This window comes from Streptomyces sp. adm13(2018), assembly GCF_008042145.1.
Lineage (GTDB): Bacteria > Actinomycetota > Actinomycetes > Streptomycetales > Streptomycetaceae > Streptomyces.
Genome location: NZ_RDBH01000014.1, coordinates 30,790 through 33,996 on the forward strand (window position 1 = coordinate 30,790; position 3,207 = coordinate 33,996).

At 71.9% G+C, this 3,207-nt stretch carries 4 protein-coding genes and 1 pseudogene; 1 reads left to right on the forward strand and 4 read right to left on the reverse strand.

Annotated elements, in window-relative coordinates:
• A pseudogene (locus tag EAO70_RS38695) lies at nucleotides 1-157 on the reverse strand (AraC family transcriptional regulator); the annotation flags it as partial.
• Nucleotides 158-232: 75 nt separating this feature from the next.
• Here EAO70_RS38695 and EAO70_RS01450 point away from each other — a divergent pair.
• Entirely contained in the window at nucleotides 233-823 is a 591-nt protein-coding gene (locus EAO70_RS01450; RefSeq protein WP_148001218.1) for a cysteine hydrolase family protein, read from the forward strand.
• A gap of 4 nt (nucleotides 824-827) precedes the next feature.
• On the opposite strand, the gene proC is transcribed toward EAO70_RS01450, so the two are convergent.
• From proC to EAO70_RS37520, 3 genes are all read right to left on the reverse strand, one after another.
• Nucleotides 828-1,637, reverse strand: a complete 810-nt coding sequence (proC, locus tag EAO70_RS01455; RefSeq protein ID WP_148001219.1) for a pyrroline-5-carboxylate reductase — start codon at nucleotides 1,635-1,637, stop codon at nucleotides 828-830.
• Between the two features lie 84 nt (nucleotides 1,638-1,721).
• Nucleotides 1,722-2,459, reverse strand: a complete 738-nt coding sequence (locus tag EAO70_RS01460) for an ABC transporter permease (RefSeq protein ID WP_148001220.1) — start codon at nucleotides 2,457-2,459, stop codon at nucleotides 1,722-1,724.
• Nucleotides 2,456-3,207: ABC transporter ATP-binding protein (locus tag EAO70_RS37520; protein WP_187283674.1), on the reverse strand; the 752-nt coding region annotated here is incomplete at its 5' end. The genes EAO70_RS01460 and EAO70_RS37520, both read right to left, overlap by 4 nt.

Sequence of the window (3,207 nt, forward strand, 5' to 3'; positions counted from 1 at the left end):
GGTCGGTGGCGGTCCTGCGGAGTTCGAAGGGCGGGACTCCTCGGAGGGTGCGGTCGCTGTCCCAGACCTCGGTGATGACGGAGACGTCGAAGGCGCGGACGCCGGGGAAGGCGACGAGCGCGATGCGCTGGGGGCGGGGTGCGGGCGTCCGTGACACGTCTGGCAGTTAACCATCGGTCGCTGTCTTTCCTCCCTCTGGGAGGAAGGGGCGGCCGGCGGGACGATCGTGCTCATGGAGATCAACGAGAACGCGGCGCTGGTGGTCGTCGATGTGCAGAAGGGCTTCGAGGAGGAGTTCTGGGGGAAGCGGGACAACCCGGCCGCGGAGGGGAACATCGCGGCGCTGATCGACCGGTGGCAGGAGACGGGGCGGCCGGTGGTGTTCGTACGGCACGACTCGGTGGAGAGTTCCCGTTCGCCGCTGCGGGCCGGTCACGTGGGGAACGACTTCAAGGACTTCGTCGAGGAGCGGCGGGGGAAGGGCAGGGGTCCCGAGCTGCTGGTGACGAAGACGGTGAACTCGGCGTTCTACGGGTCGCCGTCGCTGGACGGGTGGCTGACCGGGCTCGACGTGGTGCAGATCGTGATCGTGGGGATCCAGACGAACATGTGCAACGAGACGACGGCGCGGATGGGCGGGAACCTCGGGTACGAGGTGGTGTTCCCGCTGGACGCGATGCACACGTTCGATCTGGAGGGGCCGTTCGGCTGGACGCTGACGGCGGAGGAGCTGACCCGGGCGACGGCGGTGTCGCTGCACGGTGGGCGGTTCGCCCGGGTCGTGACCACGGAGGACGTACTGGAGGGCGCGTCCGTGGCGTAGGGGGTCAGCCGTTGCCGGAGGCGAGCTCGCGGCTGCGGTCGCGGGCGGCTTCCAGGGCGGCGATCAGGGCGGCTCGTACGCCGTGGTTCTCCAGCTCGCGGATGGCGCTGATGGTGGTGCCGGCCGGGGAGGTGACGGCCTCGCGGAGCTTGACCGGGTGCTCGCCGCTGTCGCGGAGCATCACGGCGGCGCCGATGGCGGCCTGCACGATCAGGTCGTGGGCCTGGGCGCGGGGCAGGCCGAGGAGGATGCCGGCGTCGGTCATGGCCTCGACGAGGAAGTAGAAGTACGCGGGTCCTGAGCCGGAGAGGGCGGTGGCGGCGTCCTGCTGGGACTCGGGGACGCGGAGGGTCTTGCCGACGCCGCCGAAGATCTCCTCGGTGTGGGAGAGGTGCGCGGGGGTGGCGTGGCTGCCGGCCGAGATCACGGACATGCCCTCGTCGACGAGGACGGGGGTGTTGGGCATGACGCGGACGACGGGGGTGCCGGTGGTGAGGCGTTCCTCGATGAACGAGGTGGGGATGCCGGCGGCGGCGCTGATGACCAGGCGGTCGGCGGTGACGTGCGGGGCGAGCTCGTCGAGGAGGCGGCCCATGTCCTGGGGCTTGACGGCCAGGATGAGGGTGTCGGCGCGCTTGGCGGCCTCGGCGTTGGTGACGGTCTCGACGCCGTAGCGGGCGTGGAGCTCCTCGGCGCGCTCGGAGCGGCGGGCGGTGACCAGGAGGTTCGCGGGACGCCAGCCGGCGCGGATCATGCCGCTGAGGAGCGCTTCACCGATCTTGCCGGTGCCGAGGACTGCGACGGTCTGGGTCATGGCTCTGTTCACCTCGCCGGAGGGGGTACGTGTCGTCATCCTTTCATCGGCGGGCGGGGTGGTGTGCGGGTGTCCGAGGGGCGGTCACGTGGTGCGGCGGCGGAGGGTGGCCGCGCCGAGGCCGAGGACGAGCAGGGCGCAGCCGGCGACGACGAGGACGTCGCGGACGAAGTCGCCGGTGGCGTCGGGGTGGTGGAGGACCTGGGTCATGCCGTCGACGGCGTACGACATGGGGAGGACGTTCGAGACGGCTTCGAAGGCGGGGGCCATCTGGTCGCGCGGGGTGAACAGGCCGCAGAGGAGCAGCTGGGGGAAGATCACGGCCGGCATGAACTGGACGGCCTGGAACTCGGAGGCGGCGAAGGCGGAGACGAAGAGGCCGAGGGCGGTGCCGAGGAGGGCGTCGAGGAGGGCGACCAGGAGGAGGAGCCAGGGGGAGCCGATGACGTCGAGGCCGAGGATTCCCACGGCGAGGCCGGTGGCGAGGGCGGACTGGAGGACGGCGAGGAGGCCGAAGGCGAGGGCGTAGCCGGCGATGAGGTCGGCCTTGCCGAGGGGCAGGGCGAGGAGGCGTTCGAGGGTGCCGGAGGTCCGCTCGCGGAGGGTCGCGATGGAGGTGACCAGGAACATCGTGATGAGCGGGAAGATGCCGAGCAGCGAGGCGCCGATGCTGTCGAAGGTGTCGGGGCTGCCGTCGAAGACGAAGCGCAGCAGGAAGAGCATCGCGCAGGGCACCAGGAGCATCAGGGCGATCGAGCGCGGGTCGTGGCGGAGCTGGCGCAGGACGCGGGCGGCGGTGGCGAGGGTGCGGGCGGGGTTCATGACCGGGGCTCCTCGTGGGCGGCTCGGGTGGCGGCTGCGTCGACGAGGCGGAGGAAGGCCTCTTCGACGGTGGGGGTGTCGTTGCGTCGGCGGAGGGCTTCGGGGGTGTCGTCGGCGAGGATCTCGCCCTCGCGCATGAGGGCACCCCCGTCGTCCGCGTCATGCCCAACACCCCCGTCCTCGTCGACGAGGGCATGTCCGTGATCTCGGCCGGCAGCCACGCCACCCCCGCGCACCTCTCCCACACCGAGGAGATCTTCGGCGGCGATCCGGTGGAAGAGCTCCCACAGGTCGCGGCGGAGGACGGGGTCGAGGCCGACGGTGGGCTCGTCGAGGACGAGGAGGTCGGGGGTTCCCAGGAGGGCGACGGCGAGGGAGACGCGGCTGCGCTGGCCGCCGGAGAGCCGGCCGGCGAGGGAGTCGGCGTGGGCGGTGAGGTCGACGTCGGCGACGGCCCGGTCGACGAGGTCGTGGCGGTCGTGGCGGTGAGTGGGGCCGGGGTGGAGGACGGCGGCGAAGTAGTCGAGGTTCTGSCGGACGGTGAGGTCGTCGTAGACGGAGGGCGCCTGGGTGACGTAGCCGATGCGGGCGCGGAGGGCGGGGTCCCCTGCCGGGTGGCCGAGGACTTGGAGGGTGCCGCCGACCTTGGCCTGGGTGCCGACGATCGCGCGCATCAGGGTGGTCTTGCCGCAGCCGGAGGGGCCGAGGAGGCCGGTGATGCGGCCGGCCGGGACGGTGAAGTCGAGGC